This window comes from Paraburkholderia sp. AV2, from assembly GCF_054968425.1.
Genome location: NZ_JBANLK010000072.1, coordinates 1 through 23,714 on the forward strand (window position 1 = coordinate 1; position 23,714 = coordinate 23,714).

The 23,714-nt window shown below is 64.1% G+C and carries 24 protein-coding genes; 19 read left to right on the forward strand and 5 right to left on the reverse strand.

Annotated elements, in window-relative coordinates:
• Positions 1-243: 243 nt before the first annotated feature.
• Together V8683_RS29255 and V8683_RS29260 are read right to left on the reverse strand one after the other, a co-directional pair.
• Positions 244-648, reverse strand: a complete 405-nt coding sequence (locus tag V8683_RS29255; protein WP_411189839.1) for a type II toxin-antitoxin system VapC family toxin — start codon at positions 646-648, stop codon at positions 244-246.
• Positions 645-917: an antitoxin gene (locus V8683_RS29260; protein ID WP_105777510.1), complete on the reverse strand. Its 273-nt coding sequence runs from the start codon at positions 915-917 to the stop codon at positions 645-647. Before V8683_RS29260 ends, V8683_RS29255 begins: the two co-directional genes overlap by 4 nt.
• An 850-nt stretch (positions 918-1,767) precedes the next feature.
• Here V8683_RS29260 and V8683_RS29265 point away from each other — a divergent pair.
• The 19 genes from V8683_RS29265 (at position 1,768) to V8683_RS29355 (ending at position 21,101) form a co-directional block, all read left to right on the forward strand.
• Positions 1,768-2,622, forward strand: coding sequence for a ParA family protein (locus tag V8683_RS29265; protein ID WP_411189838.1), 855 nt, complete (start codon positions 1,768-1,770; stop codon positions 2,620-2,622).
• Positions 2,623-2,653: 31 nt separating this feature from the next.
• A complete protein-coding gene (locus V8683_RS29270; protein WP_411189837.1) occupies positions 2,654-3,205 on the forward strand; it encodes a hypothetical protein in 552 nt (183 codons plus the stop codon).
• The gene (locus V8683_RS29275; protein WP_411189836.1) at positions 3,202-3,873 is read left to right on the forward strand and encodes a lytic transglycosylase domain-containing protein; all 672 of its coding nucleotides are present in this window, start codon (positions 3,202-3,204) and stop codon (positions 3,871-3,873) included. Before V8683_RS29270 ends, V8683_RS29275 begins: the two co-directional genes overlap by 4 nt.
• A gap of 100 nt (positions 3,874-3,973) precedes the next feature.
• Positions 3,974-4,252: a TrbC/VirB2 family protein gene (locus V8683_RS29280; protein WP_411189834.1), complete on the forward strand. Its 279-nt coding sequence runs from the start codon at positions 3,974-3,976 to the stop codon at positions 4,250-4,252.
• Positions 4,253-4,277: 25 nt separating this feature from the next.
• Positions 4,278-4,598, forward strand: coding sequence for a VirB3 family type IV secretion system protein (locus V8683_RS29285; RefSeq protein WP_105777641.1), 321 nt, complete (start codon positions 4,278-4,280; stop codon positions 4,596-4,598).
• Position 4,599: 1 nt separating this feature from the next.
• Positions 4,600-7,071 carry a VirB4 family type IV secretion/conjugal transfer ATPase gene (locus tag V8683_RS29290; protein WP_411189833.1) on the forward strand — a complete coding sequence of 824 codons (2,472 nt, stop codon included), beginning with the start codon at positions 4,600-4,602 and terminating at the stop codon, positions 7,069-7,071.
• On the forward strand, positions 7,068-8,252 hold the full coding sequence (locus tag V8683_RS29295) for a TrbL/VirB6 family protein (protein WP_411189832.1): 1,185 nt from the start codon (positions 7,068-7,070) through the stop codon (positions 8,250-8,252). Before V8683_RS29290 ends, V8683_RS29295 begins: the two co-directional genes overlap by 4 nt.
• Positions 8,249-8,959 carry a P-type DNA transfer protein VirB5 gene (gene virB5, locus V8683_RS29300; RefSeq protein ID WP_411189831.1) on the forward strand — a complete coding sequence of 237 codons (711 nt, stop codon included), beginning with the start codon at positions 8,249-8,251 and terminating at the stop codon, positions 8,957-8,959. The genes V8683_RS29295 and virB5 overlap by 4 nt, the downstream gene beginning before the upstream one ends.
• A gap of 178 nt (positions 8,960-9,137) precedes the next feature.
• On the forward strand, positions 9,138-9,872 hold the full coding sequence (locus tag V8683_RS29305; protein WP_411189830.1) for a VirB8 family type IV secretion system protein: 735 nt from the start codon (positions 9,138-9,140) through the stop codon (positions 9,870-9,872).
• On the forward strand, positions 9,869-10,705 hold the full coding sequence (locus V8683_RS29310; protein ID WP_411189829.1) for a TrbG/VirB9 family P-type conjugative transfer protein: 837 nt from the start codon (positions 9,869-9,871) through the stop codon (positions 10,703-10,705). Before V8683_RS29305 ends, V8683_RS29310 begins: the two co-directional genes overlap by 4 nt.
• The gene (gene virB10, locus V8683_RS29315; RefSeq protein ID WP_411189828.1) at positions 10,698-11,897 is read left to right on the forward strand and encodes a type IV secretion system protein VirB10; all 1,200 of its coding nucleotides are present in this window, start codon (positions 10,698-10,700) and stop codon (positions 11,895-11,897) included. The genes V8683_RS29310 and virB10 overlap by 8 nt, the downstream gene beginning before the upstream one ends.
• Positions 11,894-13,021 (forward strand): P-type DNA transfer ATPase VirB11, encoded by a 1,128-nt coding sequence (virB11, locus tag V8683_RS29320; RefSeq protein ID WP_411189827.1) that lies wholly within the window; start codon positions 11,894-11,896, stop codon positions 13,019-13,021. Before virB10 ends, virB11 begins: the two co-directional genes overlap by 4 nt.
• Positions 13,022-13,035: 14 nt before the next feature.
• The gene (locus V8683_RS29325; protein WP_411190569.1) at positions 13,036-13,437 is read left to right on the forward strand and encodes a hypothetical protein; all 402 of its coding nucleotides are present in this window, start codon (positions 13,036-13,038) and stop codon (positions 13,435-13,437) included.
• A complete protein-coding gene (locus tag V8683_RS29330; protein ID WP_411189826.1) occupies positions 13,434-15,215 on the forward strand; it encodes a type IV secretory system conjugative DNA transfer family protein in 1,782 nt (593 codons plus the stop codon). Before V8683_RS29325 ends, V8683_RS29330 begins: the two co-directional genes overlap by 4 nt.
• On the forward strand, positions 15,212-17,107 hold the full coding sequence (locus V8683_RS29335) for a PriCT-2 domain-containing protein (protein WP_411189825.1): 1,896 nt from the start codon (positions 15,212-15,214) through the stop codon (positions 17,105-17,107). The genes V8683_RS29330 and V8683_RS29335 overlap by 4 nt, the downstream gene beginning before the upstream one ends.
• 48 nt (positions 17,108-17,155) lie before the next feature.
• Positions 17,156-18,733 carry an LPD7 domain-containing protein gene (locus V8683_RS29340; protein ID WP_411189824.1) on the forward strand — a complete coding sequence of 526 codons (1,578 nt, stop codon included), beginning with the start codon at positions 17,156-17,158 and terminating at the stop codon, positions 18,731-18,733.
• A gap of 271 nt (positions 18,734-19,004) precedes the next feature.
• Positions 19,005-19,265: a hypothetical protein gene (locus V8683_RS29345; RefSeq protein ID WP_310698272.1), complete on the forward strand. Its 261-nt coding sequence runs from the start codon at positions 19,005-19,007 to the stop codon at positions 19,263-19,265.
• Between the two features lies 1 nt (position 19,266).
• Complete coding sequence (locus V8683_RS29350) at positions 19,267-20,295, forward strand: relaxase/mobilization nuclease domain-containing protein (RefSeq protein WP_411189823.1); 1,029 nt, start codon at positions 19,267-19,269, stop codon at positions 20,293-20,295.
• A gap of 14 nt (positions 20,296-20,309) precedes the next feature.
• On the forward strand, positions 20,310-21,101 hold the full coding sequence (locus tag V8683_RS29355) for a DNA adenine methylase (protein WP_310698270.1): 792 nt from the start codon (positions 20,310-20,312) through the stop codon (positions 21,099-21,101).
• Between the two features lie 81 nt (positions 21,102-21,182).
• Here the strand turns inward: V8683_RS29355 and V8683_RS29360 are convergent, their stop codons facing one another.
• From V8683_RS29360 to V8683_RS29370, 3 genes are all read right to left on the reverse strand, one after another.
• A complete protein-coding gene (locus V8683_RS29360) occupies positions 21,183-21,611 on the reverse strand; it encodes a hypothetical protein (protein WP_411189822.1) in 429 nt (142 codons plus the stop codon).
• 194 nt (positions 21,612-21,805) lie between these two features.
• Positions 21,806-22,141 carry a hypothetical protein gene (locus V8683_RS29365; RefSeq protein ID WP_411189821.1) on the reverse strand — a complete coding sequence of 112 codons (336 nt, stop codon included), beginning with the start codon at positions 22,139-22,141 and terminating at the stop codon, positions 21,806-21,808.
• A 266-nt stretch (positions 22,142-22,407) separates the two neighbouring features.
• A protein-coding gene (locus V8683_RS29370) for an IS3 family transposase (RefSeq protein WP_411189820.1) occupies positions 22,408-23,621 on the reverse strand; the annotation gives its coding sequence in 2 pieces (ribosomal slippage) (positions 22,408-23,288 and positions 23,288-23,621; 1,215 coding nt in all).
• Positions 23,622-23,714 lie beyond the last annotated feature (93 nt).

The following is a 23,714-nucleotide window of genomic DNA, read 5'->3' on the forward strand; positions in this document are numbered from 1 at the left end:
ACCGCCTTCTCCTGCCTCCTCCCTACGCCGCATACACCACTTCCGACGATAACTCGGTACATGCTGGCTGTACCCGTTATCAACGTACCGGCCGTGCCCCGGGGCATATCGGTCCGCATGTGTTCGCGGATATGGTGATCGGGAGCACTGATCGGAAGAACGACTCAGGTGGGGAAGTTCGGCGAGGCTGTCGGGTGCGGTTCCGCCCACTTGTCATGTGACCGGTACCCGGCGAAGTGAGGGCTAACGGTCAAGCCAGTTTTCGATCGCCAGACCGCGTATGCGGCTGAATTCTTTCGTGTTGTCCGTCACCAGTATCAGCTGCAATGCGTAGGCATGAGCGGCGATCAAAAGGTCGTTTGCGCCTATCGGCTGGCCGGCAACCTCCAGCTCTGCGCGGATGCCGCCGTATTCCGCGTCGGCAGGGACTTCCAGTGGCAGCACGGGAATGGTTGCGAGGAGGCTTTCCACTTTGGCGAGTAACCTGGCGGAGCCCTTTTTGGCGCAACCGTAGCGCAGTTCCGCTGCAACGACAATGCTCGTGCAGATCGACTTCGGATCAATCTGTTCGACCCGGGCGGCTACCTGTCCGGACGGATTCCGGATCATGTCGCTGATGATGTTCGTGTCCAGCAGATAGCCGCTCAAAATATGTTCTCCGGCCGCACAGGCGGATCTTCAATATCCGGGAACTGGTCATCAGGCCCGGGGGGCGGCTCCTGTCTCCAGGCGGCCAGCAATTCGATGATGTTCGCAGGCGTTTTCACGGGTTCGAGGATGAGCCTGTCGCCCTCGCGATGGATGAGGACACGATCGCCCGGTAGCTCGAATTCGACGGGGATGCGCACCGCCTGGCTCCGGTTGTTGCGAAACAGCTTGGCCTCCTTGGGCCGGTTGGATGGCACTGGTATTGGCACAGTTATCTCCTTTGTATATGCAAAATGTATATGCCACGCCGAGATTAGTCAAGTGTCCCCTGGTTTGGAGAGGATCACCGCCGTTGCGCAAACGCGCCGTCGCAACGGTGTCCGCCGGATAAAGGACAATGCGGGTGGACAAAGGGTGGCGGCGGACAGGCATCCGGGATCCGAAGCGGGAGAGGTGATCCTGTCGCCGGGAGCAACTGCACACACGCTGGAAGGGCGGCAATCGCCCATCGCCATCGGTCCATGCGATGGCAGCGGCACGTCGCGCCTTCTCGCCGTTGAGTGGGACTTGTGCGGAACCTGTCGTCCTGGCCCGACGGTGGGGCGCGTGATGCGAACAATGTCACCGGGTGAACCGCGAGTTGAAGCGAGCTGTTGCTTGCGAGCACGTAGACCGACCAGTCATCTTGACCTGCGGCTGGCATCGCATGCATGGGCGACCCAACACGCGTGCTGGACGAAGGTGGCCGTAACCGCAGCAAAAATTTTTTTGGGAACTGCTGGGAACACGTGGGAACACCTGGGTAAAGCTCGGGTTGGCCGCACGTCCTGAAGCCCTTGCATCGCGCAGCGGACTCGCCTAGATTGAAGCCAACAATCTGATCCGGTCAACGTGCTCAGCACGACCGAGTACGCGTTAGCGGCCCCGCAGTTCGACGTCTGTGCGACGACGTGGTGTGCCCTGACGCATTCGCAAAAAAGCCTGCATTTGCAGGCTTTTCTGCTTTCTGGCGCCAATGCAATGATCCCCCGTTGAGCCCGTGGTCAGCCTTTCCGGCGCCGCGGGTTCCTTTTTCTTCGCAGGTTCATCGGCCGCGGGTGCAACTGAGGACGATGAACCATGAAATCGCTATTGATCGTTTCGGCGAGGCACCGTTCAGGCAGCACCACGCTCACGTGTCTGCTCGCCAGCTATCTGCAGTCCGTCGCTCGCCGCAGGGTGCTGGTACTCGACCTTGCCGAACCGCCGTGGTGCGCACGGGTGCTCGCCTGCGGTTCCGGCGGCACGGCCGTCACCGCCAGTCGCTTGCCCGACGTTGACTATCTCGCGTCCACGCCCCGCGGTGCCATTCGCGTGCTCGACGCGTGCGGTGTCGATGGCCTGCGCGCGGGCGGCGACTCGTCCCCCACCCCGTACTACGCGAATCTCCGGCATCTGCTGAGCGTAGCGGGGCCGTGGTTCGATGTCTGCCTGATCGATGCGCCCGTGCTACCCGATGTGCGCACTGTCTGTGCAGAGGCGTTGGTCGATGCCGCCGTGAGTCCCATGGCTGTATCGCCGTCGTACATCGACTGCGCGCTCGAAGTCATAAACGGCACCTACGGAATCCGCAATGTCCGCGCACGTCTGAATCCGGCGCTGCGTTTCACCGGGCTGCTGCCCGTCATGGCAACCCCGGGCTCAGCGAACGATGCATGGGTGAGGGTCATCGAGACCACCCTTCGTGAGTGGCTGATCGAGGACGAAGCATTGCCGCAAGGATATGCGTTGCTGCCACGTGTGCCTTACGTCGACTGCGTGGAGGATGTCGGATCATCGTCGAAATCGTCGCGCGGCGTCGCAGCACGTGATGCTACGGTGAGCGACGCGTCGCGGGCCGTGACGGCCTGCCTGAAGGTGATCACGCAACGGCTCGACGCCGTCCCGACCGCGTCAGCCGCGGCCTCTGGCCATGCGGGGGCCTGCAATGTGTGACGCCGCCCTGTTCACGACCGGTTCCGCGAGGATGGCCGCTGCTCGTTCGGCGCTGCTACGTGCATTGCGCTGCTGGGTGACGGTGGTTGCCGCGTTTCTCGGCACATCGATTCTTTTGCCAGGCACCGCCCGGGCTGACGACTGGGGCTGCCAGGTGATTCTGTGCCTGTCCAATCCTGGTGGCCCCGAGCAGTACGCAGAGTGTGTCCCCCCGATCGAGAAGCTATGGGCCGCCTTGCGCCACGGCGATCCGTTTCCGACCTGCGACTTCGGCGCGGGTGGCTCGCAGGGTACGTCGGCCGCGAACGTTTTCGCAAGCGCCGCTTACTGCCGCGAGGACCTGCTGTACTGGGGCGGTCCCGAACAGGGCGAGCTGCTGTGCAATGCGCGCGGCGCGATCAACGTCGAGATCGATGGTGCGCTGTATACGCGGGTGTGGTGGGACGCGAGAGGTACGGACCACACAATCACGGAGTTCTATGGGGCTGGAGGGACAGCAGTTCCGTACCAGCCGACGCAGTCTGCCCGTCTTTTTCTGGAGCGCGAGTACGACAGCACGGGCGGACAGGGAGGTGGCGAATGATCACGCTCGCTGCATTCCTGGCGCTCGCGCAGCAGTGCGCACCCGCTGTGGCGCCTGCCACCATGGCCGCCATCGTGCGGGTCGAGTCGGGATTCAATCCATACGCGATCGGGGTCGTGCACGCTCACCTGCAGCGGCAGCCGGCGAGCTCCGCTGAGGCTGTTGCGACCGCGCGTGCCCTCGAAGCTGCCGGATGGAATTACAGCGTGGGCCTCGCCCAGGTGAACCGCTCAAACTGGGACCGGTTCGGCCTGACGCCGGCGACGGTCTTCGATCCGTGCCGGAATCTGGCCGCCGGCGCGGCCATCCTGCAGGGGTGTTTCGAGCGCGCAAATGAAGAACATGCGCGCAGGCATGGCCCGGCGCCCGCAGTGACCCAGACCGCACTGCGCGCGGGACTGTCGTGCTACGCGAGCGGCGATTTCCATACTGGATTCCGCACGGGCTATGTCCAGCGCGTCGTCGCCCAGGCTACGCGCGCTGACCCTGTGGTTCCAGCCATTGCAGCCGACGTTCCGCCCATTTCCGTGATTCCCTCCGCACCCGCGGGCGCGCGATCACCCAGCTCGCCAGTCCCATCCCGGTCTCGGCGACCCACGGATGACGGGACGGAGCGACTGTCCGATCCATCCGGCGACACGACGCAGCAAAGCGCGGTCGTGTTCTGAGCAGAACCAGAGTCAACGTGTGCGACAGGAGTAATCCATGAAATTGGGACTACGAATTATTTCGGAACGATTCCTGGAGAGGTTCCGGGTACCAGGAGTGATGGGACGCGCCGCACGTGGCCTCGTGATCGTCCCGGTTCTCGCGCTGGCCGTCACGCCGGCCTACGCACAGCTCTCGCAGGTCAACACGCTGCTCACAACGATCCAGACCACGCTGCTCAGCGTCGGCGCGGTGGTGTGCTCGATTTCGATCATCTGGGCAGGTTTCAAGATGATGTTCCAGCACGCGCGCTTCGGGGACATTGCCAACGTGTTTATCGGTGGGCTGTTCGTCGGTTGCGCCACGGTGATCGCGGCGATGCTGATCCCGACGAGCTGAGGCGGAGATGAACATGGCTCCGCGCATGAATTCTCTGAAAGATCCCGTCTTCAAGGGCTGTACGCGTCCCGCCATGCTGTGGGGCGTGCCTCTTGTGCCGTTCCTGATGGTAGGAGGCGGCATCCTGATTCCGGCTATCTGGGCGTTGCTCGCGAGCCCGCCGGTGGGCGTCGGCATCGTGATGCTGCTCATACCGGTGTTCGTCACGATGCGCACGATGACGCGCCATGACGACCAGCGCCTTGGCCAGTGCGCATTGTGCGTACGCATGTGGGTCCGTCAGCGCAATCGCCGCTTCTGGGGCGCGCACGCGTATGTGCCGCTCCGCGTCAAGAGGAGGGGCTGACATGGGCGCGCAGCCGCAGTTCATCGACGTGGCCGAACGCGAAGTCGTGCTCGCAGACTTCATGCCGTTTTCGTCGCACGTGAACGATTACGTGATCCGCACGCGCGAAGGCGACTACCTCCGGGTCTGGAAGATCGCCGGCATCGCATTCGAGGCTGCGGACCCGGGAGACATCCTCGTGCGTCATGAAGGGTTCAACCAGCTGGTGCGCAGCCTGCCCGGTGGGCACGTGGGCCTGTGGTCTCACCGGATCCGTCGGCGCGTCACGGATCATTTCTCGACACCGTACGCCGAGCCGTTCTGCCAGGAGCTTGCCACCCGCTATTACGCGAGTTTCGCCGGCTATCGCATGATGGCCAATGAACTGTACCTGACGCTCGTGTACCGGCCGCACCGCACGCGCCTCGGACGTCTGTTCAGCCAGGCAGCGCGCCGCACGCCGGACGATATCCGTCGTGAGCAGCGCGAGGCAATGAAGGTGATGGCGGAACTCGCGGCGCAGGTCGAGTCGACCCTGAAGCCGTGGGATCCCGAGCCGCTTGGGACCTATACGAGGGCGATCCGCTATACGCAGCGTCCTGTGCGGTTCTCGGCAGCGCTCGAGTTTCTGGGCTACCTGGTCAATGCTGCATGGGAGCCGGTGCCGGTCCCGGCGGGCCGTATTGCCGAAGCGCTGCCGACGTCGCGGCTGTTCTTCCGGACCGAGAAGGTCGAGATCCGCATGCCGGGCGCAACGCGCTATGCCGCGCTGCTGGACATCAAGGACTATCCTGAGGAGACCGAGCCGGGAATCCTCGACGGGCTGCTCTATGGCAACTTTGAGTACATCGAGACCCAGAGCTTCACGATTCTTGACCGGCCGTCGGCGAAGGAAGCACTCGAGCGCCAGCGCAACCATCTGATCGCGGGCGAGGACGTGGCCGTGTCGCAGGTGCAGGCGATGGATCAGGCTCTGGACGATCTGGTCAACGGCGATTTCGTGCTGGGTGAATACCACTACTCGCTCGCGGTTCTCGGCGACGGGCCGGATGAGGTGGCACGTCATGTCGCGAAGGCGCGCACGCAACTGGCCGACGCCGGGTTCCAGACCGCGCTGGTCGACCTCGTCGCGGACGCGGCATGGTTCGCCCAGCTCCCCGGTAACTGGCGCTACCGGCCGCGCGAGGCGAAGCTAACTTCGCGCAACTTCTGCGGGCTCGCGAGCCTGCATAACTTCTCTACCGGCAAGCGCGACGGCAATCCGTGGGGCGAAGCCATCACGATAGCCAAAACACCGAGCGGTCAGCCTCTGTATCTGAACTTCCACGTGACGCCTGAGAAGCAGGATTCCGGCGACGAGAAGGCGCTGGCCAACACGCAGATTATCGGCCAGGCGGGTGCCGGCAAGACGGTGCTCGAACTGTTCCTGCTCGCGATGGCAACGAAGTTCGGCATCACGGGTGTCGTTTATGACAAGGACCGCGGTACGGAAATCGCGATCCGGGCGATGGGCGGCACGTACACGGTGTTCCGTCGCGGCGTGCCGACGGGACTGAATCCGTTCCAGACGGAGCCGGACGAAACGGCGATCGATTTCTGGGAGCGGCTGGTTCGCAAGCTTGTCGACGTCGGTTCGGCGCTGTCTGCAAAGGACGAGCTCGACATCTCGCGCGCAGTGCGTGAGGTCGCACGCATGGACAAGGCGCTGCGGCGACTCTCGATGGTGCGGCAGCTTTTGCCCAACGTGGGCGAAAACAGCCTGCATGCGCGGCTCACGAAATGGTGCGTGGGCGGTCGCCTGGGCTGGGTGTTCGACAACCCGACTGACCGAATGGATCTCGCACACGCGACGCTGTTCGGCTTCGACGACACCGAACTGCTCGATGACGCGGAGATCTCCACGCCGGTCACGATGTATCTGTTGCACCGGACGGAGAACCTGATTGATGGTCGGCGCTTCATATACGTCCTTACCGAATTCTGGAAGCGTCTGGCCGATCCGGTCTTCACGGACTTCGCGAACAACAAGCAGAAGACCATCCGCAAGCAGGGCGGCCTGGGCATATTCGACACGCAGTCCCCGGCAGATGTTCTGCGCAGCGACATCGCGCGTGCGCTGGTCGAGCAGACGGCGACGTTCTTCTTCCTGCCGAACCCGCGCGCCGACTACGACGACTATGTGCGCGGCTTCAAGCTGACCGAGGCCGAGTTCAATATCGTTCGGACCCTGGGCGAGAACAGCCGTCTTTTCCTCGTGAAGCAGGGCCATCGCTCGGCCGTCGGCCGGCTTGACCTGGGCGGCCTGGGCGATGTGCTCGACGTACTCTCGGGGACAACCGACAACGTTGAGCTGCTCGACGCCATTCGAGCCGAGGTCGGGGACGACCCCGCGGTGTGGCTTCCGGTGTTCCACGAGCGGCTGGCGAGGCGCCGCGCGACAGCCGCTGCGATGAACGCGCTGGTCCCGCGTGTATCGAGAAGAGGTGCGCGATGAGCGGCCTGTTTACCTCCGTCGGGGGCACGATCGAGAATGGCATGTCGACGTATGTCACGAGTGTCTCATCGGCCCTTTCCAGCGCGCTGGTGCCCGTGGTCACGACGGGCCTGACGATCTGGATTGTTGCGTACGGATTCGCCGTGGTACGGGGCGAGGCACATGAGTCGGTGCCGGCATTCGCGTGGCGTGGCCTGAGGGTCGCCATCGTGCTGGCCTTTGCGCTCAGCGCAGGCGTTTACCAGTCCCAGGTCGTCACGGCAGTCGAAGGGGCGACGTCGGGGCTGGCCCAGACGATCCAGACCGCGGCTGCCAATGCGGGAGCGGGCAACGCCGGGTGCGGTTCGGTGAGCGGCAGCAGCGTGACAGGCTCGAGCGCGACGTCCATTTACCAGACCCTCGACTGCTACGACCGGCAGATCGACATCGTGATGGATGCGTATTTCGACAGGGCGACACACGAGGGGATGAGTGTCAGCGGGTTTGTCGCAGGCATGGGCGATATGGCCGGTGGATTCATCGTCGGGCTGGGTGGCGCAATTTTTCTCATGGTGCTGGCCTTCGAGGTAACGATGGCCAGAATGCTGCTCGACCTGGTGTTGGGACTCGGTCCGCTTTTTATCGCGTGCGGAGCATTCGGTCCGACCGCGCGCTTCTTTGAGGCGTGGACGGGGAAGGTGACGAACTACGCGCTCTTGCAGGTTCTCATCGCCGCCTTCCTCGGAATGGCGTTGACAGCGTTTTCGGCGGACCTGGCACCGTTCAATGTCACGACCTCATCGCCCGATGCCAACGCGTCGGCGCTTTCGGCGGCGGGGCAGGCCGTGCTCACTGCGATTGCCCCGTGGGGTGCGGCGTTCGGCCTGTTCATCACGTCACTGTTTCTCGCTGCCATCGGATGGCAGTTACCTGCGGTTGCTTCCGGGCTCGCGGGTGGCGCGACGGTCTCGGGATTCGGTGCATTCGTTGCCGGATTCGCATCGCGTGGTGCGGTGAGGGGGCTAGGTGCCGTCGTGCGACTGGGGCATGGCCCGCGTGGGCCCGGTGGCCGGATCAGCAGTCGAAGCGGAGAGTCCGGCGGCGCGAAGGCGGCCGGCAGCACCGAACAGATTCCGGCCTACCAGCGCGCGGCTCGCGAACATCTGGGCGACCAGGACAGCACAGGAGGTTCATCGTCATGATCAGGTCGCTTATTCATTCCCGTATCGGCTCTGTCGCAGCAGCAACGGCTGTGCTGCTGACGTCGTCTTGGGCGCGTGCACAGGGTATCCCTGTGTACGACGCACAGAACGTTGTGCAGGCGATCGCAACGGTGGGGCAACTGAAGGACGAAGTGCAGCAGGAGATGCAGCTGTACCAGTCCCTTAGCGGCACCCGCGGCTTTGGCGAGCTGATGAACAACCCGGTACTCCCCAATTCGTTGCCGTCCAACTGGCAGTCGGTCTATACGGCGATCCAGAACGGTGGCTATTCCGGCCTGACCGGCAATGCCCAGACGCTGCGCTCGGCGAGCCAGATCTACAACTGCGAGGACCAGAGCGGGCTCGACCAGCAGGTCTGCCAGCGCGCGCTGAACAAGCCGTTTCAGGACAAGGCGTTCGGTACCCAGGCCTACCAGACCGAACTTCAGGAGCTCGACCAGATCCAGGGGCTGATGCAGCAGATCGACGTGACGCAGGACCAGAAGGGCATCGGAGAGCTGCAGGCGCGCATCCAGATCGAGAGCACCGCGGTCGGCAACGAGATGACGAAGCTGCAGCTCTTCCGGATGCTGGCCGACTCCGAAGACCGCCTGATTGCCGAGCAGCAGCAGGAGCTCGTGCTCAAGCGCGCGGGCAATACCGCCCGGCTGCAGGACCGGATGGTGCCCGCGAGCTTCGGGAACTGATCCCGCCCAGTCAGGAGACCGAGAATGTTCCGATCCATTGTGGTGATCCTCGCATTTCAATTAGTAATACTGACTAATGGATGCTCGGGTAACCCGCCGAAACCGGTGTTGCCAGATGGGCTGCATCGCGTCCCGGTGAATCATGTCGCGCCGGTTCCTCCGTCCCGCGGAGGCAGCCATGAGCAGTGAGCGTGAAGTGGGCAAATCACGGGACTACCGCCGGGCGCTGGACTTCGAGGTGTCGGTTACGCACCTCCAGGAGAGGTCGGAGCGTCGTGCATGGCATGTCGCTGCGGCTGCAGTCGTGATGGCGATCCTCTGTGCCGTCGCACTGGCGGTGATGGTGCCGTTCTACCGGGTCGTACCGCTGCCCATCGAGGTTGATCGCCTCACGGGCGAGGCGCAGGTGATCGATGTGCTCGATGCGAAGCACATCCCCATGCGTGACGTTGCGGACAAGCACTGGGTGGAGGTGTATGTGCGCTCGCGCGAGCGCTATGACTGGGGCCTGCTCCAGATGGATTACGACCGCGTGCTCGACATGAGCGATGACCGGGTGGCGCGCGACTATCGGTCGATTTTCAGCGGGCCGGACGCGCTCGACCGGCAGCTCGGCGCGAATACCCAGCGTCGCATCCGCATCCTGTCGACGACCCTTGTGCCAGACGAGCCGGGGCGCGCGGTCGTGCATATCGAGCGCACGACGTGGAAAAACGGCATCGATAACGTGGAGCCGCCGCAGCGCTTCGTCATCACGCTGGCCTTTACCTACCGGCCGGCCATCTTTACGCGTGAGCGTACGGCGATTGAGAACCCGTTCGGCTTCAGGGTGACCGCGTATAGCCGCGATCCCGAATACACGCCGGCGGCGTCGGCTCCTGCTTCGGCACCTGTGTCTGGAGGTACGCCATGAAACTGCTGAAGCAGGCAGGAACCATCGTACTGTCCGCAGGACTCGGAACGGTTTGTGTCGTCGCTCACGCTTACGACGTGCCGGGTTGGTCGGGCGACTCGCGCGTGCGGCAGGTCGTGTACCGGCAGGACGAAGTAGTGCGGGTCATCGCGCAGCGCGGATTTGCCACGCATATTGCGCTCGATTCATCTGAGCACATTCTCGTTGTGGCGCCGGGCGACCGTGACGGATGGCAGGTGGTCGCAAACCGTGGCGATCACGATGTCTATCTCAAGCCGCAGTTGGCCGCGCACGACACCAATCTCGAAATCCGCACGGACCAGCACAGCTACAGCTTCGATCTGGTGGTGCTTCCGCTCAGCGCGCATTTCGGAAACGACGAGGAGATGTATCGCATCACCTTTGTCTATCCCGAGGCGCAGGCCGCGAAGGTAAAGGCGGCCGACGACGCCGCACTGGTACGTGAACGTCTCGACCGCTCGCCGGCAGTGCGCAACACCGCGTATTCGATGCAGGTGATGCCGCACTCGGAGGACATTGCGCCAACGGCGGCATGGGACGACGGGCGCTTCACCTACATCCGCATTCCGAATAACCGGCGGATCCCGGCGATTTTCCGGGTCGCCGATGACGACAGTGAGAGCGTCGTTGACCGGCACATGGATGACGACGTGATCGTCGTGCACGAAGTAGCCCGGCGTTTCGTACTGCGCCTGGGTAACGAGGTGGTGGGGCTGTGGAACGACGCCTTTGATGTCGATGGCGTGCCACCGGCGGATGGTACGACGGTCGGCGGTGTGAAGCGCGTCCTGCGGAGCGACGGCCATGAATGATGAAACGCCACGCAACGTGATTGCGCCCGACGCTCATGAGGCAAAGGTCACCGATACCATAAGCGGTGACCTTGCCAGTCCGCCGGATGACCGGGGTATGCCGGACCTCGGGCAGCAGGGCGGCCGCCTGCGTACGTGGTGGCTGGTGCCGCTCATCATCGTGGCGCTCGTGATCGGCGGCGCGGTCTGGACCATCCACGGATTCCTTGTGCGGCACGATGCGGCTGAGAAGGCCCGACGGGACGCGGTTCAGGATCAGCCTTCCCAGGGGCGCGTGTTCGGTGAGGGTAGCGGTCCTGCGTCGGCTGCCGTGGCGAGTGGTGCAACGGTGGCGAGCACACCGGCTTCAGCGCCTGTGGCGGCGGCATCTGCTTCCGCGCCACGCCATACCACACCGGTTCGCAGCTACTACGACGCACCGCTGCTCGCGACCGGAAGTGCGGGTCCCGCCGGTGGCGAGGCGAATATGCCGGACGGGACGTCGGGCGCGTCGACCCGGTCGCCGTCTGGTGTGACGGTGACGTCGGGCGGCGTGTCCCAGGGTAGCTCGCCACTTGCCCAGGCGTTGACACCTACGGTGACGCCCAGGGTGCGCGCGGGCTTTCTGGGAAACCGCAGTCTCACGCTTGCCGAAGGCGCGAAGATCGACTGTGTGGGTGATACGGCATTTGATTCGACCCAGGCAGGCATTTCGACCTGCACGGTCACGAAGAACGTCTATTCGGATGATGGTCATGTCGTGCTGATCGAGCGTGGTTCGCAGATCAACAGCGAGTACCGCACGAATCTCGCGCCGGGGCAGAAACGGGTGTTCATCCTGTCTGCCCGGATCAAGACCCCCGAAGGGGTAACGGTCGAGATCGATTCGCCGGCGGCCGATGCGCTTGGACGTATCGGTGTGGGCGGGTACGTGAACAACCACTGGGGTGAGCGTATCGGTGCAGCGATGCTGCTCGGCATGACGCAAGATGCGATCGGCTATCTCGCAACGCGCGGCGGCAACAGCAACGGGTCGGTCGTATTCGAAAACACGCAGCAGCAGGGCAACGACATGGCCTCGCGCGTGCTCGACAGTACGATCAATATTCCGCCGACGCTCACGCAGAACCAGGGCGCGGAGTTCACGATTATCGTCGCGAGGGACCTGGACTTCAGTTCGGTCAACACGCTCGAGCCGGAGGGCGCGCCATGAACGCCACCCCGGGCACCCAGGGCGAAGCCGCTGCCGGCATTGACATGCCCTTGCCGAAGCTGGAGGAGGACGCTTCCGTACGCGAACTGATGCGGCCGTTTGCGGGGTTGCTCGATGACCCGGCGGTGACCGAACTGGTGATCAACCGCCCGCAGCGCGTGCTGACGGAAACCCATCTCGGATGGCACACGCACGACTGCGTCGACCTCGATTTCGAGCGTCTGATGTCGTTTGCCGTCGCGGTCGCCACGCTTACGAACCAGGAGGTGTCCGCCCAGCATCCGATCCTGTCGGCACTGCTGCCGGGCGATTCACGCATCCAGATTGTGGTGCCGCCCGTCGTGCCGCCGCGCACGGTCTCGATCACGGTCCGGCGCCCGTCTGCGCGTGAGAAAACCCTCGACGCCTACCGCGGTGAAGGACTGTTTGAGGACGCAGTTTGGGGCCGCCAGGATGGTGCTGACGCGTTGCGGCCTGTGCACCGCCCGGCGGTCGGCAGGCTGCTCCAGTGCCTGGAGGCACGGGACTGGGCGACCTTCTTTGATCTGGCCGTCAAGAGCCGTCTCAACATTGTGGTGGTCGGCAATACCGGCTCCGGCAAGACCAGCTTCATGCGGACCCTGTGCCGCTCGATTCCGCCGTCCGAGCGGATCATCACGATCGAGGATGTGCGCGAGCTTTTCATCCGCCATATCGAAAACTCGGTGCACCTTCTCTACAGCAAGGGCGACCACGGTCAGGCGAGGGTGACGCCGGCGGATCTGATCGCCAGCACGATGCGTATGCGCCCTGACCGCGTGCTGCTCGCCGAGCTGCGTGGCAGCGAAGCCTATGACTTTCTGAAGCTGCTGACCACCGGCCATTCGGGCTCCATCACGAGCTATCACGCGTCGAGCGCGGCGGTGGCGATCGAACGGTTCGCATTGATGGCCAAGGAGCATCCGGAAGCGTCGACCTGGGATGACGTCGCGCTGCGGCGGCTGCTCTCCATGACGATCGACGTGGTCGCGCACATGGAGGCCAACCCGCTTTTCGATGAAGCCGGCGTGCAGACGGGCCGGCACTGGTCGATGACGGAAGTGTGGTTCGATCCGCTGCGTCGGCATCAGACGGCTTTCGGGTGAAGGGAGTGCAGACCATGGACATCCGAAACGTAAGCGAAGCGGAGCGGCCAGTCATCGGCCGGATGCGTTATCACGCTCTGCCTGCACTGATCACGCTTGCTGTCGTGGCCGCGGCGGCGGTGGGATTGACACTCGCCGTCTGGCTCGCGTCGTTTTTTTTCCTCGCGAGCCAGCACATCAATCCACTTCACGCCGGGATTCATGCGTGGCCGGATGCGGCGCTGGCCTGGTATGACGGACGTACTCCTGGGCAGGGGCGGCGGCTTGCCGGTGCCGCATTGTTCGGTGTGCTGCTCGCGTTCGGCGCGCCGGCGGCCGGCGTTGGCGCGATGCTGGATCGATCCGCGCGTCGCCGTCTCTACGGCAGCGCACGGTTCGCAAACGAGGCGGACATCCGCCGGGCTGGCCTGCTATGAGCACGCGTTCGCACGCTGGCATAGACAGTGGCCCGCCCCTGGTCGTGGGCGTGTGGCGCGGCCGCTATCTGCGGTTCACGGGCCAGCAGTTCGTCCTGCTCGCGGCTCCGGCCCGCTCTGGCAAGGGCGTGGGGATTGTGGTGCCCAACCTGTTAAGTTACCCCGATTCGGTGGTGGTCCTCGATATCAAGCAGGAAAACTTTAACCTTACTGCGGGTTACCGTCGCGCGCACGGACAGGACGTGTACCTCTTCAATCCGTTTGCCGAAGACGGCCGTACACACCGGTACAACCCTCTGTCGGCAATTTCTGGCGGCGTGTTCCGCGTAGGTGACATTCTCGCAATCGGCTACGCGCTGTACCCGGTTGGTGGCCACGATGATTTCTGGAAGGACCAGGCGCGCAACCTCTTTCTCGGCCTGGTGCTGCTGCTGTGCGAATGGCGTGATGCACGGCGCAGGGGCAATCTCGATGTGCCCGACTATCCGGTGACGATGGGCGAGGTGCTGCGGCAGTCCTCGGGCAATGGCATGCCGGTCAAGGCGTACCTGCAGCAGGCGCTGTTGCAGAGCCGACGCCTGCTCAGCGGCGCATGCGTCGATGCGTTGAACCGCTTCCTGGCGAACGACGACAAGGTGCTGGCGAGCATCCTCGCCACCTTCAACGCACCGCTCACCATCTTCGCCAATCCAATTGTTGATGCGGCGACTAGCGCGAGCGACTTCGATCCACGTGACGTGCGCAGACGCCGCATGTCGGTATACATCGGCGTCACCCCGGACCATCTCACGGAGGCCGCGCTGCTGGTCAACCTCGTCTTCGCCCAGGTGGTCAACCTGAACACGAAGGAGTTGCCGCAGGACAACCCGGATCTCAAATATCAATGCCTGCTGCTGATGGATGAATTCACGTCGGTGGGCAAGATTCAGATCATCGCCCGTGCTGTGGCCTACATGGCCGGCTACAACCTGCGACTGCTTTCGATTGTGCAGTCGGTATCGCAGCTCGAGTCGGTCTATGGCCGTGCGGACGCGAGGACCTTCGTGACGAATCACGCGATGCAGATCATCTACGCGCCGCGCGAGCAGAAGGATGCGAACGAATACTCGGAGATGCTCGGCACCTTCACTGATCGATCGCGCAGTGTGAGCCGGTCCAATGCGATCTTCGGCGGCCGCGGCGGGTCCAGCGAGAGCTTCTCCGAGCAGCGTCGCCCGCTGCTGTTACCGCAGGAACTGAAGGAGCTGGGGCGCGACCGGGAGATCATCCTGCTCGAAAACACCAAGCCGATACTGGCCGAGCGCATCTGCTACTGGCGTGACCCGGTCTTCACCTCGCGCCTGCGTGTGGCGCCGGCTGTTCCCGCCATGGACCTCGTACGTTTCATGGCCCAGGTGGAGCGAAGGCTCCGGGACGTTGAACCCGACGATGTGGACGAGACAGGCGTGATGCACATTGCGCCGGAGTATCTCGAAGTGCTGCAGGCCTGGGATCCGCACGATCTGCCACGCCATCTCAACGATATCGGCGATGACGAAGCGGCTGCGTATGTCGAGCGGCATTTCATGCTGCTGGGAGTGCCGGCGGCGCGCGTGGCTGTCGCGGCGCGCCGGCTTTCGACGTCCGATCTCGACGTTGGCGAGTTGCGACCGGCAGATGCCAGAGCGGGCCGCAAGGCTGCACGGGCGGGTAGTGTGCCGCGCTCGCATGCGCACCGTTCTGTGTCACGCACAGCCGAAGGCTCGAACGTTGTGCCGCTCCACGGAGAACGCCGATGAACGCACGGTACCTGAGCGAGGAGGAGCGCGCCCGCGCCGCGCTCGCCGCGATTCCCGCAGAAGACTATACGACCTGGGTCGATATGGCGTTTGCGCTCAAGCAGGGTTTTGGCGAGGCCGGCTTCGGTATCTGGGACGAGTGGAGCCGCAGCGCCCACAACTATAACGAGCGCGCGGCGCGCGTCACCTGGCGCTCGGCAGGCGAATCGGGCGGCAAGACACTTGCCTCGCTTTTCTGGCTCGCACAGCAGCATGGCTTCGACGTCCGGGGTTCGCGCGCCGCGATGGATCCGGCAGAGCGGGCACGGATGGCGCCGGTGCGCCCGGCTGCGGACCGGGCCGATCTCGAAGCCCGCGCCCGGGCGCGGCAGGCGGCGGTGGCCCGCGAGGCGCTGTCGATCTGGCAGTGGGCGCGCCCGGTGGCGCCGGGGCATCCGTATCTCGGGCGCAAGCGGGTCAGGGCGGTGCCGACGCTGCGGGAGCTGGAAGCCGAGGAACTGCACGCATTGCTCGGCTATGCGCTGCGTAGCGCGGAAGAGGTGCTGACGGGCCGGGTTCTGGTCGTGCCGGTGCGCATTGGCGATGCGCTGTCCACGCTGGAACTGATCGATGCGCAGGGACGCAAGTCCGCGCTCGCCGGGGGGGCGAAGTCCGGGGGTTACTGGGCAGTTGAGCCCCATGGGTTCCGGGAAGGAGCCGCGACGCCGATCCTGGTCGCTGAGGGTGTCGCGACGGCACTGGCGGTGTGGGAGGCAACGGGCTGGTTCAGCATCGCGGCGCTGTCGAGCGGGAACCTGCGGTCAGTGGCCGCGATGTGGCGCGGACGCTACCCGGAAGCAGAAATGCTCGTGCTCGCCGACCTCGGTCCCGGGTACGAGCACGCGAGGCAGGCGGCGCTCGGCACGTCTTCGGTGCTGGCCGAGCCACGCTTCGCGTCGCAGGCCACGATCGGCGGCGAAGTGCCGACGGACTTTGACGATATGGCAGTCCTGTCCGGGAGTCATGCGGTGGGTGAGGTGTTGCGCGAGTCGCTCTATGGCGTCGTCGCGCGTCACGTGACCGGTGTCGAGGCGGAGGGACAGGCCGTTGCGGCAGACGGGTCGGATGGATCGAAGGAGGACCAGACCATGAGTAGCGTGAAAGAGAAGCTTGTCGGTGAGGGCGAGGTAGCGGGTCGGCGCCGCGCGGCGCGCCGGCGGGGCAACGGTCAGGAGGTGCCGGCGCCAGCGCCGCAGGAAAGCCAGACGGCCGGGCCGACGACGGCGCCGGCAGGCGCCGCGCAGGGACAGTCGCAGCCGGAGGAGCCGGATCGGCGCGAAGCCGATCCGCCGAAGCAGGACCCACCCGCCGCGCGTGCAGCGGGGGCACCCGCCCGACGCCAGGCGGGCGAGCCGCTGTACGGCCTCGACGATGTGTCCGGTGAAATCAAGGCGCTTGCACAACACCGTTTCGGCGCACAGATTCGCATGGCCGTGCCACGCGAGAACGGTGGCCCCTATCGTGGCGAGGTATTCAACACAGAACACTATCTGATCCAGGAGGTATCTGCGCGCAGCGTCGTGTTCCACGCGAAGTCGAACATGGAGTTCGTTTCGGACCGGCTGCGGTGGATGGACGAGAACCAGCGCCTCAATGGCGCGGAGGTGCAGGTTGGCTACGACGGCGCCCACGGCAAGGTGTATCCGTGGGACCGCGCGCGCGACCTGCTCGAGCGGACGGTCGCATCGCTGAAAAAGTCGGCGCGGGAGGTGGGGTTTGGCGACGATCTCGATGCGACGCTGGACCAGCTTCAGGGCGTGACGTGGACGCGGGTGCGCGAAGCGCGGGCAGCGGCACTGGCGAAGTCGAAGGAGCGCGCCGGTCGCGAACCGGGCGACGGGCAGGAACGCTGAACGCGTGAGGTGTTCGGTGCGAGCGCAGTGATCAGAGGGAGATTCATCATGGACGAAACCGTCACCTCCTCGGGGTCCCCGGCGGAGGAACCCGTCATCAACGTGATTGAACCGGATCCGCCGCCCTTGCCTGACCCGCAGGGCGGTACCGCGAGCTCTGGCCGCTTTGACCAGACGGCCGCCGATGCACTGGCTGCGCGCCGGCGGCGCGAATTCGACGCGGCGCGCGCTCGACTGCGCGATCAGGCGATCCGGGCCGACGCGCCGTCGCGGGCGGGAGAGCAGCAGCCGGCGAAGCCGCAGAATCCGGCACGCGGCAGCGAGGATGTGCCTGCCCAGCACTGGACGCCGCTTGGCAGTCCGCCCGAAAAGGTGCGCAAGCGCTATCTGCGTGCGGGCAACCAGTATTTTCTGAGGGACGCGCCGCATCAACTCGCATTCGAGGATATCGGCCCGTACCTCGTGACGGAACACAACCGCCCCGATGTCGTCGAGTCGATGGTGGACATGGTCCGCGCCAAGGACTGGGGACGTATCCGCGTGTCGGGACATCCACAGTTCCGGCAGGAGGTGTGGGTGCAGGCAACGCTGCTGGGCATCGAGGTCAGCGGTTATGAACCGAGGCCGGTCGACTTCGCGCGGCTGGCCGAGGCCCGTCGCGACCGGCTAACAAACCGCATCGAGGTGACCGGACCGGCCGCCGCTCCGCAAGCGTCTGCCGCTTCGACGAAGGCACCCCCGACGGCGCCCGGCCCAATGCAGGCGTCAAGTGGGAAAGCGGCCACGTCAGTCGGTGTGCGGCAGCCGGAACCGGGCCCCGCGGTGCCGGCCGCTTCACCCGCCGCCCCTGCACCCGCAGCACCACCTCGACCGGCGCCAGCCCCTGACGTTGAGCCGCCTGTTGCCGATGCGGAGGGGCACGAGCGGCAGCGCTACGCCGGTGAGCTCGTGGAGCACGGTGGTGCGCCCTACCAGCACAATCCCGCGCGCAGCGACTCGTACTACGTTGTGTATCGCGACGCGGGCGGTGCGGACCATGTCGTGTGGGGCGTGGACCTGGAAAGGGCCGTTGCCGAATCGGGCGCGCTCGCCGGGCAACAGGTCGTCCTTGAAAATCTTGGCCGGCGTCTGGTGACGGTCACCGTGCCGGTGATCGACGCAGCGGGAACCGTCATCGGCGAGGAGGAAAAGGACGTCTACCGCAATACCTGGCAGGTTGACGTCGCGGGCCAGGAGCGAACGCAGCCTCGCGCGGCAGCGCCGGAAAAAGAGGGCGAACGCGAAAGAAGCGAAGAGGACAGGGCGTCGACGCCGGAACAGGCTCAGGCCCTGCGGCGGCGGAAGCCTTCGGTCGTGCCGCCGGAGGAGCGGGCTGTGCAGATGGCGGTATTGACCGCGGCCCTGCGGCAGCACGGCCTGAGCGAACGATCCATCGCACGGGTGCAGCAGCATGCGCAACGGCTGATGGGGGCGTTTGAAGCTGAAGGGGTAACGGTCCCCCGGCCGCGCGTGTTCGATCCGGAGGCGCCTTCTGCCCGCAGCCGTCGCACCCGCGCTGCTCCTGATCGCGCCCAGAGCCGTGAAGTCGAACGTGCCCCGTCTGAGCCTGCACCGCCCTCACTGTAGGAGCACGCAAGTGATCACGCGAGAGCGACTGTGTGTGGATCTTGGGCCCGCGAAAGGGCGGTGGGAAGCGTGGTGTGCGGCCCGCTGCGTCACCGCTGCGGATGGTGTCCGGCAACTGGTGCATGGCGCCCTGGCTCAGGATGAATCTCGGGCGGCGATAGCTGACCGTGTGTCGGGTCGCTTTCTGCTACACGGGCATCGCGAGCGTGTCGAGATCCGTCTCACGCGGGAAGAGCTCGAAGTCGCCAGGCAGCACGCCGGCGTAGGTGGAATGAATGTCAATCGCTGGCTGGTCGCGGTGATCCGCGCGCAGCTCGTGCATGAGCCCCAACTCGGCGAGCGGGAGATGCGACTGCTCGCAGATTCGAACCAGCAGCTGGCGACGCTCATCGTGTTGCTTGGTCGGCTGCAGGCGCGCGGTGATTCAGGCGACGCGCGGTACGTGGTCGAGACAGCCCGCAGCGTAATCGATGCGCACCTGCGGGCGGTCACGCAGCTGCTGCGTGCCAATCTTGATCGATGGAGCCGCTAGGATGGCGTTCCCGAAGACCTATGTCGACCAGATGCTGCTGAACTGGGGGGACCGGCTGTTCCACGATCCGCTGCGGCATGTTCGCGCGCCGCGCATGTCACGCGCTCAGCTCGGTCGCGATGTGCGACGCATGCGCGAGCAGCTTGCGCGCACGCTCAGGCGCACGCCCGAGGTGATGGTCAAGATCACGAACAAGGCGTCTGGTGCGCAGGGTATGGGTGCTGTGCGGCGGCATCTGCGCTATATCTCGCGCAACGGGCGGGTCCAGCTTGAGGACCAGGATGGCCAGACCGTGCTTGGTCGCGAGGCGCTTCGCGATCTGACCGACGCCTGGCAACTGGGCGGCTGGGGCATCCCGGAAGAAAGCCGCCGACGTGAGGTTTTCAATGTGTTGCTGTCGATGCCGCCGGGCACGGACCGCGAGGCGGTGCGTGTCGCGGCGCGAGCATTCGCGGCGGAGGAGTTCGGTGACGGCAGACGGTATGTCTTCGCTGCGCACGATGACGAGGCTCACCCCCATGTGCATCTGAGCGTGCAGGTGCGTGGAGTAGACGGAAAGCGCCTCAATCCGCGCAAACAGGATCTGCAACGCTGGCGTGAGCGGTTTGCTATCCAGTTGCGCGAGCACGGCGTCGAGGCCAACGCGACGCGGCGGCTCGCGCGCGGTGAAACCCGGCGCTATCCGAAGCAGGCCGTGGTGCACATGATGGCGCGCGGCGAGACGGCGCGCTACTGGCGACCAGAGCTGGACGGTCAGGCGCGCCATGCATTGCGGGACGCGCATGGCGCCTCATTCGAAGCATGGCAAGGTGTGATTCACGCGATGGGCGGCTCGCAGAGCGCCGATGATCGCAGCCTGGCTGCAATGGTGACGGACTTCGTACAGACCATGCCTGTTCAGCGGGATCGGGCCGGCCGGGATCGGGCGGACCAGTGTGACCGGCAGCGTCGTCCCCGTCGGGCGCACGAGCGCAGCAATGTGCAGCCGGAACTGTTCCCGGATGATCGCGATGTCGGGGCGGAGCGCTGAGCGCGGGAGACAGCATGGCGATGCCCATCATTCCATGGATAGGCGGCAAAAGACGGCTCGCGGACGTTCTGATTCCGCGCTTTCCTCCGCATACCTGCTATGTTGAGGTATTCGCCGGCGCGGCGGCCCTGTTCTTCATGCGCCCGCCTGCGGACGTCGAAGTGCTCAACGACGTGAACGACGATCTGATCAACCTCTATCGCGTCGTGCAGCATCACCTTGAAGAGTTCGTTCGTCAGTTCAAGTGGGCCTTGACCAGCCGGGAGGTGTTCAGGTGGCTAAGTGATACACCGCCTCACACACTGACCGACATCCAGCGCGCGGCACGCTTTTACTACCTTCAGCAAAACTGCTTCGGCGGTCGCGTGGAAGGTCGGTCGTTTGGCACTGCGACGACCTCGCCGCCAGGGCTGAACCTGCTCAGGCTGGAAGAGACCCTGTCCGCAGCACACCTCCGGCTATCAGGTGCGTACATCGAGAAGCTTGAGTGGCACGCCTGTATTGAGCGATACGACAGGCCGCATACATTTTTTTATCTCGATCCTCCGTATTTCGAAACAGAGGGCTACGGTGTGCCGTTCGGGTTCGAACAGTACGAGCGTATGGCAAACATGATCGGAGGACTGCAGGGGCGGGCCATTCTGTCGCTCAACGACCATCCTGCAATCAGGGCATTGTTTGCGCAGTTTGAGATGGAATGTGTCGATATCCAGTACACGGTTGGCGGCGCGGGCAATACCGTTCCGCGCAAGGAAATCATTATCTATAGCTGGGACAGGTCGGCTGACCCGGTGGGCCTGTTCTGAGTTCTCGCGGTCTGTGCGAAACAATCGCCCTGAACGATATCGAGGACACGATCGGGATGGTTGATAGGAGGTCGATGATTCTCACGAATCGAGAAGCCAGGCGGGTGCCCCCTTGTACGAAGCGACGACCATCACAACCATTGCAACTGCGAGAACGGCAAAGCTGCAGACAGCGAGCGGGAAGAACAGCGCAATTTGTAGTGCTGAGCCCCCGAAGCCGTATAGCAGGTCGGTATCTCGGACGTTCTCGTAGACAAGCCACGCGGCAGCAACAAGCCCGAGGGCCATCAGAATGAGCCCGTCAGACAGGGGGGTGTGGTGCAGGGTCGCCTGGGCCCAGAAATAAAGTCCCCACCACACCAGATTGATTGTGATGGCCGTAATCCAGAAGCTTCGCATCGTGAAGAACGAATGCCCAAAGCGGCGTCGGCAATGGCGATTGAACAGCTGGATGCCTTTGGCGATACCGATGACCACAACGACGATCAGCGCAAGTTTAAGCCAACCCATGATGCGCCCCCTCCAGCATGGGGAATAACATAACAATGCTCCGCCTGAAGCAGATTTCCGTCAGTCAATATAAACGTTTGACCGAAGAATGCAACGCGGTGAAGGCAGCCAGTGAGGTAAAGCGGTGAGCTGCCTCTCGTCGCCGCCGGATGTGCGAGGCATGGCAGGCACGCGCGATCCTCCGGCGGGGCAGATCAGTCCTTGACCCAGCCGAATGCGTCTACGCGGCTGATTGTTTGGGGCAGTGCGACGGCGGCCGTAATCTTGCCGGGCATCGGCAGATCGAGAATGTGGCATCGCTGATCCGGCGCGGAGTGGATGATCGTTGCTGCAGCATATTCTGCCGCGATCGTCGGGTCGGCACCGAGTTTGCCAAGGGCAGCAAGACGGGCGACGCCTGAGTGCCGGGCCGAGCGTTGTTCGGGGGTACCGTGACTGCCTGCGAGGAGATCTGTAACGAAGTCGGTTTCGGTCCGGTGTTCGACGTCGGCGAATATCGCTTCGGTGCGGCGCGCCAGAGGTGCTGGCATGACTGCACCGATACCCACCTCTGTGTTGCAGAGGCCGATAATGATCTATACCCCGGCGTACGCCACCTGAACGTGAACAGCCCGTCGCGGTTCCGGTCGAAATAGTCGAGGTTGTCCGTCGGCGTCGTCGGTCAGCACGAGCGCACGCGGCGCACAGCCAACCATTTTTCCAAGGATTCTTTGTAGCGTTGCACGACCCACCAAAAAGCGCCGCGCCATCGCCGGGTTCGGATAGTGCCCCTGCATGACCGGACACGCGGTCACGCTTAGGTTGAAGAATTTGTTTGCTGGCGAAACTCGCGTGGCGAGCGGTATTTCAGGGCGCTGTGTGGATGTGACTCGTTGTAGTGGTCGAACGCAATGGCCAGGTTTTGCAGCGCCGTTCTCGCGTCAGGTTTGGGCATCCACGAAACGTAATCGCGCTTCATCGTCTTGACGAAGCTCTCGGCCATCCCATTGCTCTGCGGACTTCTCACTGGTGTCGTGACCGGCTTCAGACCAATTTTTCGCGAGAATGTCAGCGTCTCATCGGCAATGTAGCAGGAACCGTTGTCGCTCAGCCACTCGATTTCGCTCTCAGCCGCCAAGGCACCGGCGAAGCGGCTTTCGACCGCCTGAAGCATCACATCCCGCACCATGTCGCCGGTGTAACCGCCCGTGGTTGCAGCCCAGCTCATCGCTTCCCGGTCGCAGCAGTCCAGTGCAAAGACCACGCGCAACGGCGCACCATCATCGCAGCGGAATTCGAAACCGTCCGAGCACCAACGCACGTTGCTTCTGTCCACGGCGACTTTGCCGTCGTGCCGACGCGCACACGGAGCGTAACGAGGCCGACGTTCGAGCAGCAAGCCGTGGCCGCGCATGACGCGGTACACCCGCTTTGCATTGACACGTGGTTGGCACAGCGCGTCCCGGCTTCGCCGCAGCAGCGCCCATGCACGCCGGTAGCCGTACGTCGGCAGGTCGGCAACGAGCTCTCGAAGCTCAGCGACGAGCGACACGTCATCCTGAGCGGGCATCTTGCGTCGGTCGACCCATTCAGCGGGGCGCTTCAACTTGACCGCGAGATTCGAGCGCGACACACCCAGGACTTCACAAACCGTCTTCAACGGTCGTCCCCCGGCAGCAATGGTGAGCGCGCAATCAATTTTTTTGCTCGACCATACTCCACTGCTTCGCGGAGGATTTCCACCTCCATTGTTTTCTTTCCCAGCAATCGCTGGAGTTCGCGAATCTGCTTCATCGCTTCAGCCAGGTCCGATGCCGGTACCACCTGCTCGCCGGCACTGACCGCTGACAGGCTTCCATCCTGATAGAGCTTGCGCCAGGCAAAGACCTGGTTGGCATTCACCTGATGGCGACGCGCAACGCCCGAAACAGTGGTGCCAGGCTCGAACGTCTCGCGCACTATTGCGAGCTTTTCTTCGACAGAGCGCCGGCGGCGCTGCTCCGGCTGGGTTAGAACTTCGACGGGGTCCACGTTGTGACTAGGCTTAAGGCAAAGCTGATCAAGTCCATCGCAGAACTGCTCCGAGCGTTATAGATCGGGGTGGATAAGGAAGGCAGAACAGGA

Bases quoted from the DNA above. Each gene is read 5' to 3' on its own strand.
- virB5 (WP_411189831.1), top strand. From the start codon at position 8,249: ATGATCAGGTCGCTTATTCATTCCCGTATCGGCTCTGTCGCAGCAGCA.
- V8683_RS29305 (WP_411189830.1), top strand. From the start codon at position 9,138: ATGAGCAGTGAGCGTGAAGTGGGCAAATCACGGGACTACCGCCGGGCG.
- V8683_RS29365 (WP_411189821.1), bottom strand. From the start codon at position 22,141: ATGCCAGCACCTCTGGCGCGCCGCACCGAAGCGATATTCGCCGACGTC.
- V8683_RS29270 (WP_411189837.1), top strand. From the start codon at position 2,654: ATGGCCGCTGCTCGTTCGGCGCTGCTACGTGCATTGCGCTGCTGGGTG.
- V8683_RS29265 (WP_411189838.1), top strand. From the start codon at position 1,768: ATGAAATCGCTATTGATCGTTTCGGCGAGGCACCGTTCAGGCAGCACC.
- V8683_RS29275 (WP_411189836.1), top strand. From the start codon at position 3,202: ATGATCACGCTCGCTGCATTCCTGGCGCTCGCGCAGCAGTGCGCACCC.
- virB11 (WP_411189827.1), top strand. From the start codon at position 11,894: ATGAACGCCACCCCGGGCACCCAGGGCGAAGCCGCTGCCGGCATTGAC.
- V8683_RS29355 (WP_310698270.1), top strand. From the start codon at position 20,310: ATGGCGATGCCCATCATTCCATGGATAGGCGGCAAAAGACGGCTCGCG.
- V8683_RS29360 (WP_411189822.1), bottom strand. From the start codon at position 21,611: ATGGGTTGGCTTAAACTTGCGCTGATCGTCGTTGTGGTCATCGGTATC.
- V8683_RS29280 (WP_411189834.1), top strand. From the start codon at position 3,974: ATGGGACGCGCCGCACGTGGCCTCGTGATCGTCCCGGTTCTCGCGCTG.
- V8683_RS29340 (WP_411189824.1), top strand. From the start codon at position 17,156: ATGGACGAAACCGTCACCTCCTCGGGGTCCCCGGCGGAGGAACCCGTC.
- virB10 (WP_411189828.1), top strand. From the start codon at position 10,698: ATGAATGATGAAACGCCACGCAACGTGATTGCGCCCGACGCTCATGAG.
- V8683_RS29310 (WP_411189829.1), top strand. From the start codon at position 9,869: ATGAAACTGCTGAAGCAGGCAGGAACCATCGTACTGTCCGCAGGACTC.
- V8683_RS29325 (WP_411190569.1), top strand. From the start codon at position 13,036: ATGGACATCCGAAACGTAAGCGAAGCGGAGCGGCCAGTCATCGGCCGG.
- V8683_RS29295 (WP_411189832.1), top strand. From the start codon at position 7,068: ATGAGCGGCCTGTTTACCTCCGTCGGGGGCACGATCGAGAATGGCATG.
- V8683_RS29335 (WP_411189825.1), top strand. From the start codon at position 15,212: ATGAACGCACGGTACCTGAGCGAGGAGGAGCGCGCCCGCGCCGCGCTC.
- V8683_RS29350 (WP_411189823.1), top strand. From the start codon at position 19,267: ATGGCGTTCCCGAAGACCTATGTCGACCAGATGCTGCTGAACTGGGGG.
- V8683_RS29345 (WP_310698272.1), top strand. From the start codon at position 19,005: ATGAATGTCAATCGCTGGCTGGTCGCGGTGATCCGCGCGCAGCTCGTG.
- V8683_RS29290 (WP_411189833.1), top strand. From the start codon at position 4,600: ATGGGCGCGCAGCCGCAGTTCATCGACGTGGCCGAACGCGAAGTCGTG.
- V8683_RS29285 (WP_105777641.1), top strand. From the start codon at position 4,278: ATGAATTCTCTGAAAGATCCCGTCTTCAAGGGCTGTACGCGTCCCGCC.
- V8683_RS29330 (WP_411189826.1), top strand. From the start codon at position 13,434: ATGAGCACGCGTTCGCACGCTGGCATAGACAGTGGCCCGCCCCTGGTC.